The 6,000-nt window shown below is 68.7% G+C and carries 7 protein-coding genes and 1 pseudogene; 1 reads left to right on the forward strand and 7 read right to left on the reverse strand.

What is annotated here, in order from left to right; genetic code table 11:
• Positions 1–4: 4 nt before the first annotated feature.
• The 5 genes from MU407_RS08940 to MU407_RS08960 form a co-directional block, all read right to left on the reverse strand.
• Positions 5–559: a LysR family transcriptional regulator gene (locus tag MU407_RS08940; protein WP_246956784.1), complete on the reverse strand. Its 555-nt coding sequence runs from the start codon at positions 557–559 to the stop codon at positions 5–7.
• A gap of 54 nt (positions 560–613) precedes the next feature.
• Entirely contained in the window at positions 614–1,357 is a 744-nt protein-coding gene (locus tag MU407_RS08945) for an alpha/beta hydrolase (RefSeq protein WP_246956775.1), read from the reverse strand.
• A complete protein-coding gene (locus tag MU407_RS08950; RefSeq protein ID WP_246956776.1) occupies positions 1,354–2,064 on the reverse strand; it encodes an alpha/beta hydrolase in 711 nt (236 codons plus the stop codon). Before MU407_RS08950 ends, MU407_RS08945 begins: the two co-directional genes overlap by 4 nt.
• Positions 2,065–2,076: 12 nt before the next feature.
• Positions 2,077–2,895, reverse strand: a complete 819-nt coding sequence (locus tag MU407_RS08955; RefSeq protein ID WP_246956777.1) for a hypothetical protein — start codon at positions 2,893–2,895, stop codon at positions 2,077–2,079.
• 65 nt (positions 2,896–2,960) lie between these two features.
• Positions 2,961–4,016: a hypothetical protein gene (locus MU407_RS08960; RefSeq protein WP_246956778.1), complete on the reverse strand. Its 1,056-nt coding sequence runs from the start codon at positions 4,014–4,016 to the stop codon at positions 2,961–2,963.
• Between the two features lie 161 nt (positions 4,017–4,177).
• On the opposite strand from MU407_RS08960, the gene MU407_RS08965 reads away from it, so the two are divergent.
• A complete protein-coding gene (locus tag MU407_RS08965; RefSeq protein ID WP_146007800.1) occupies positions 4,178–4,636 on the forward strand; it encodes a hypothetical protein in 459 nt (152 codons plus the stop codon).
• 173 nt (positions 4,637–4,809) lie between these two features.
• Here the strand turns inward: MU407_RS08965 and MU407_RS08970 are convergent.
• Positions 4,810–5,217 (reverse strand): annotated as a pseudogene (locus MU407_RS08970) (transposase); the annotation flags it as partial.
• 31 nt (positions 5,218–5,248) lie between these two features.
• A partial coding sequence (locus tag MU407_RS08975) for an IS3 family transposase (protein WP_281507809.1) occupies positions 5,249–6,000 on the reverse strand: 752 nt, incomplete at its 5' end.

Below are 6,000 nucleotides of genomic sequence, written 5' to 3' on the forward strand. Positions count from 1 at the left end.
CGGGTCAGCGACTGGAGCGGGCGGTGCGTCCGCGCACGACGCCGACGAACTCCTGCCGCAGATCATCATCGGCCTCACGGGGCCAGGCGAGGCCGATGCGCGTGGTTTCGGCGTCCACCTGCGGCAGGTGCACAGCATCCTTGCGGTGGTGCAACCGTGCGAGGGACAGCGGCATCCGAGTGAACCCGATGCCGGTGGCGACGATCGCGACGCGATCGGCCGCATCATCGAGATGCTGGGGCAGGATCTCCCTCTCCCCAGACTGTGCGAGGTCCTCTTCGCGGACCTCTTCGTGGAGGCTGAGGAGGTTCTCGTCCCCCACCACCACGGCGGCGCGCTCTTCCCACAGCCGCACCAGGTGCAGCTCGTCGAGCTCGGGCAGCGGCAGTCGCACGAAGCACATGTCGACCTTTGCGGTGGCCAGCACTTCGCGTTGGCGCGACAGCGGCACGGGCACGAGGTCCAGCCAGGCGCTGCGGCGGCCAGTCTTCCACCGGCGCAGGAAGCGGTCCGGTTCGACCCCGGGCACGAAACCGACGCGCAGGGTGGGGCGATGCATGGTTGTCACATCGCCAGGGTACGGGGCGAACGCCGTCCTGCCTGGCAGGTGGCCTCAGCCCTCCCGCTCGCTGCGGGCGAGCACGCGCAGCAGGTCGGTCGTGAAGCGACCGGGGCGGACCAGGTTGACCATGTGATTGCCATAGGGCAGGACCTCCAACGCTCCGCGCGGCGCAGCGGCGACGAAGGAGCGTTCGTGCAGGCGCAGGTGATCACCCCGTCCATGCAGAAAGGTCACCGGCACCGGGATGCGGGCGAGATCCGCGCGCAGGTCCATGGAGGCGACGGCGGCGAAGGCTGGGGCGACCACGGCCACGTCGGCCCTCCCGCCGCGCACGTAGGCGCGGGCTCCTTCGGCGCCGAGCAGCAGACGCAGCGGCCAGGTGCTCTGCCGCGCCCCGGGCACCCGGTCGACCATCTCCATCAGCGCGGCGTACGCACGGGCGGTGTGCGGCGTGGGCTGCACGGCGGCGCCGCAGGCGATGACCGAGCACAGCAGGGCCGGGTCCTCTGCGGTGAGCCGGGCGGCGGTGTGGATGGCGAGCATCCCGCCGAGCGAGCTGCCCACCAGGTGCGTCGGACCATCCTCGGCGGCCACGCGCACGGCCTGGCTGATCACCTCCGCCGCAGCGTCGAGGGTGAACGGCTCCGTGTGGCGCGCGCCGTGCCCGGGCAGGTCGGGGGCGGTCGTGCGATGCCCGGCGGCTTCCAGCCCGGGGCGCTGGAGGTCCCATTGGCTGTGGGAGGTGCGCGTGCCGTGGATGAGCACCACGGGATGAGGCGCTGGCCGTACGGTCACGCCGACACCGCCTGCCCGGCGCAGCGGTGCAGGATCTTCGCGAACCGTTTCGGGCGGGACAGGTTGGCGATATGCCCGGCGTCCTGCAGGATCACCAGTTCCCCATCGCGCGCGGCCTCGAGGAACAGGGCCTCGTGGCGGCGGAATGGATCATGCTCGCCGTTGACGAAGGTGATCGGTACGTCGATTCGCGTGACATCGGCCAGCAGGTCGAAGGAGCCGACGGCGCGGACCACCGCGGAGACCACGCCGTGGGCGCGCCCGCCGCCGTAGTAGCGTTTCGCGGCCTTGCGGGTGTGGCGGCGGGCGAAGGAGCGGGCCACCCGGGCATCGGAATCCCCGGGCAGCCAGTCCTTCATCGTCAGCCACAGCCCGTACAGGCGCGCCATCGCGGGACCCGGGACGATGGTGCAGTCCGCGGCGACCGCGCCCGCCAGACGCCCCGGATGGGTGCCGGCCCAGTGCACCGTCAGATAGCCGCCGAGCGACAGACCCACCAGCAGCGGTGGTTCCTCGCAGGCGGCGACCGCTGCATCGATCGTGGCGAGCGCGCCCTCGAGGGTGAAGGGCTCGTCGTGGCGCCGTCCGTGACCGGGCAGGTCCGGGACGATCACCTGATAGCCGCGCTCACGCAGACGGCGGCGCTGCCCCTTCCACATGGTGCGCGAGGAACGCACTGCGTGGATCAGGACGATGCTGCGGGTCATCGCGGTGGAGGCTCAGGCGTCGGCCGGAGCGGGTAGCACCTCGCCGATCAGGTCCTGCAGGGTCTGCGCGGAGATCCGACGGACCGCCACCTGCTCCTCGGGCGAGCTGGGGGTGTCCATCATGTACACGTCCTGCGAGGTCGCCATCACCGACACCTGGGCGGAGCCGTCGGATTCGGCGCTGGTCAGGACCGTGAGGGCGCGCGTGTCACGCAGCGCCTCGGCGAGCTCCCCTTCACCCTCGAGCTCGGCGGCGGTGGCGCGGATCGGCTCGTCATCCTCGTCGCCGGCCACCTGGTCCTGGTCGACGTAGCGGGCCAGTCGGGCGGGGACCGCCGAGCGCAGCGGCAGGCTGAAGCGGTGGAACCCGTCGGCCGTGATGAGCTCCTCGAGGATGCCCTCGCGCGGGAACACGTAGACCATCACGGAGGTGGTCTGGTCAGCGACCTGCCGGGTGAGGTTCAGGACCGCCAGTGGCATCGAGCGCAGCGTGAGCAGGCCGGCGAGGGTGCGGTCCAGCTGGGCGGCGCGCTCGACTGGACGCTCCGGGTCGACGATGTCCTCGCCTTCGTTCTCCTGCTGCGCATCATCGAGGACGACGAGTCCCCGGGCGATCAGGGAGCGGGCGGCGATCGCGGCGGCCTGTTCCCGATCGAACTCGGCCGCGTCGAGAAAGGGGCTGCCGACGAGTTCGAGGGCGCTGGGTCCGCCCAGGGCCAGCAGTTCCTCATCGGACAGCACAGCCAGGACCTTCGGGTCCTCGCTGGCTTCGGCGAGCAGGGCGTAGGCCGAGGCGGCGTCACGTTCGGTGAGCAGCGGAGGGGTCGTCATGGGGCGATCCTATGCGGGGATGTGATCCGGGCAGCTGAGCAACGGGTGAACTCTGGTGCGCCCGGTCACCAGCCGAAGGCCTCGCCCAGACCGCCCAGAGCGTCGGAGACCGCTGATCCGGCATCGGAGATCGCGGAGCCGACGGTCGACGCCGCAGAGCCGATCGCATCTCCAGCCGCGGAAGCGGCCGAGCCGACCGCATTGCCCACGGTGCTCACAGCATTGCCGACGGTGCTGGTGATGCCGTCCCAGTTGTCGTAGACCATACGGCCGATGTCCATCCCGGCCGAGACGATGCCGAGGCCCGCGCCGACGGCGCCGACGATCGGGGCGGCCGGTCCGGTGAACGGCGCGGCGACCAGCAGGCCGCCACCGATAGCGGACAGGGAGCCGCTGACGCCGCTGTAGATGTCCCCGTCCTTGAAGCCGTTGTAGGCCTGCACGCCACCGAGGGCGATGTCGACGAACGGCATCGCCTTGCCGAGGCCGCTGCCGACGCTCTTCAGCCACGGCGCCACATCGTCGAGCTTGTTCAGCCACTCCAGGGGGCGGAAGTTGCCCAGGGAGTTCGGGATCTTCAGCTTGTCGAAAAGCTTCTCCGCGGCGGCCTGCCAGCCCTTGCCGCCCTTGAACAGCTCATCGAGGTAAGCGGACCGCCACAGCTTCTCGAGCCCGGCATCAGCGAGCTTCCGGAACTCGTCGAACGCGGTGGGGATCGCGTCCACGAACTTCATGAAGTCCTTGAACTTCTTGAACAGCCCCTGGCCCTTGACCCAGAGGTCCTTCAGGAAGCCGAAGGGGTTCCAGCCACCGTCCTCACCACCGCCGGACCCGCCGACGCCGCCCTCGCCATCGGCGGAGGCCTGATCCTGCTCCTCGGCGTGCTCCTCGAGACTCTTGCCGCCGTGGTCCACGGTCTGCTGACCGCCCTCGAACAGGCCAGCCACGTGACCGCTCCACTCGGAGCGGAAGGAATCGGCGTCGCTACCGCGCCAGATGCCCTCGTCCATCACCAGCGGCGTCAGCTGGTCACGCAGCTCGATCACTCGCTGCGCCTTGGTCACCATCAGCTGCCCATGCTGGCGCAGATGGTCGGTGTTCGCGCCGTAGAAACCGCTCATCGTCGGTCCGCTCCCCTGCCTGCGACGCTCGCGCGCCGTGGTTATCCCGTGTCCTGCCCCTGACGGTTCACACAGTAGAGAAGCTCAGTGCACCCGTCGATGGGGAGTACTCCCCATGGGCCCGGCTGTGCCCTGCTCCGCCACCACCTACGATCGGTGGCATGAGCGAGCACGGTTCGTATCTGCCCGGCGGCGGAGGGCATCAGACGGGGCCTGACCCGTCGGGAGCGGCGGATTCCGGGTTCACCGCGGCAATGTCCCGCAATGAGCTGTTCGCCGATCTGTCCCTGCCGCGGCTCGAGCAGGTGCTGCAGCCTGGGGAGCGGGTGCTGCTGGCGCTGCCGGCGGTGGCGAGCGAGACCCCGAAAGCGCTGATCGTCACCGACTCCCGGGTGGTGCTCGCGCAGGTGACAGGACTGCGGAACCGACCGAAGACACTGCGCAGCGAGCCAGCTGGGCGGGTACGCCGCATCAGCTTCGGCGGCGGGGCGTTCTCGCGGGTGCACATTCACGTAGACGGGGCACGGGACATCCGCATGATGCCGCACCGCAAACACGATGCCGCCCGGTTCACCCGCGAGTTCGAGCAGCTGCTGCACGGTGGGGCGCCGCGCCCCTGAGCCGCACCGGCGCGGTGGGTCGATGCTCACGGCGGCGAGGGTGAGTGCCGGTTCCGCCTGTCTCCGCCACGGCCCTAAGGTGCTGTGTCTGCTCCTTTCACGACATGCCGACGATCGACCATCGTGACCTGCGCAATCATGTGAGGCCGTGCTGCGCCAGGTCGCAGCCGAGGCGCACGGGACTGCTTCAGGGTCCGGATAGTCTTCCGGATACTGACCCCGGTGGCAGCCTGGAGGTAGCGAGCGATCGCTAGTGCCGCGAAGACGATGGTCAGGTGAGCTTCGATCGCATCGCGTTGTCGGTGGAACATGGGCCTGGCCTGGAGGTTTGTCTTGCTCATCCGGAATGACTGCTCCACGTGCCACAGGTCGTGGTAGCTGGAGATCACCTCCGCTGCGGGCATGATTCTCGCGGGGATGTTGGTGACGTAGCCCTTCAGCCCGGCCAACGATCTGGCCTGTGCCAGTGATGCTTCGTCCAGCTCCTTGCCGACCTTGGTGGACTTCACGAACCTGGTCCCCTTCACGTTCGCATCGCCGGCGATCACGGCTCGTGCCCGGTTCTCTTGCTGCGTGAGGGTGTGTCAAGCCCCGGGTTTGGTAGAGGCTGGGTTATCTGGCGTTCAGAGGGTCGAGGGCGGGTTCTGAGGGGTGGGTGAGGGTCTTGTGCGCGGTCCGGTAGGTCTGGGGAGTCAGGCCTTCCAGGGTGCTGTGGGGCCGGAAGGTGTTGAACCGGTGGACCCATTCGGCGGTCGTGATCTCGACGTCGTCGATGCCGTGCCAGGGTCCGCGGTTACGGATCAGTTCGGCTTTGAACGGGGAGTTCAGGGCTTCAGCCAGGGCGTTGTCGTAGGAGTCACCGCGGGATCCGACGGAGGCGACGGCGTCTTGCTCAGCGAGTGCTTCGCCGTAGCGGATGGCTCGATACTGGACTCCTCGGTCGGAATGATGGATCAGTCCTGACAGGTCATCTCCATCTCGTGTGCGCAGGTAGATGGCCATGTTCAGGGCGTCCAGCGCGAGGTCGGTGTGCAGGGAGCGGGAAACGCGCCAGCCCACGATCTCGCGGTTGAACACGTCAGTCACGAACGCGACATAGACCCAGCCGGTGAACGTGTGGACGTAGGTGATATCGGCGACCCACAGCTGGTTCGGCCCGAAGGCAGAGAAGTGACGATTCACCAGGTCCTGCGGGCAGTGCTCGCGAGGAGCCGAACGAGTGGTGTTCGGTGCCTTAGCCCGGCGGATCCCGTGCAGGCCAAGGTCCTTCATCAATCGCTCGATCGTGCAGCGGGCGACATGACCTCTGCCTCGGGTGTCTGCTTCGCGATTGAGAACGATGTGCATCTTCCTGGCCCCGAACG

This window comes from Brachybacterium sp. Marseille-Q7125 (assembly GCF_023062615.1).
Taxonomy (GTDB): domain Bacteria; phylum Actinomycetota; class Actinomycetes; order Actinomycetales; family Dermabacteraceae; genus Brachybacterium.

Bases quoted from the DNA above. Each gene is read 5' to 3' on its own strand.
- MU407_RS08940 (WP_246956784.1), bottom strand. From the start codon at position 559: ATGCATCGCCCCACCCTGCGCGTCGGTTTCGTGCCCGGGGTCGAACCG.
- MU407_RS08950 (WP_246956776.1), bottom strand. From the start codon at position 2,064: ATGACCCGCAGCATCGTCCTGATCCACGCAGTGCGTTCCTCGCGCACC.
- MU407_RS08955 (WP_246956777.1), bottom strand. From the start codon at position 2,895: ATGACGACCCCTCCGCTGCTCACCGAACGTGACGCCGCCTCGGCCTAC.
- MU407_RS08960 (WP_246956778.1), bottom strand. From the start codon at position 4,016: ATGAGCGGTTTCTACGGCGCGAACACCGACCATCTGCGCCAGCATGGG.
- MU407_RS08965 (WP_146007800.1), top strand. From the start codon at position 4,178: ATGAGCGAGCACGGTTCGTATCTGCCCGGCGGCGGAGGGCATCAGACG.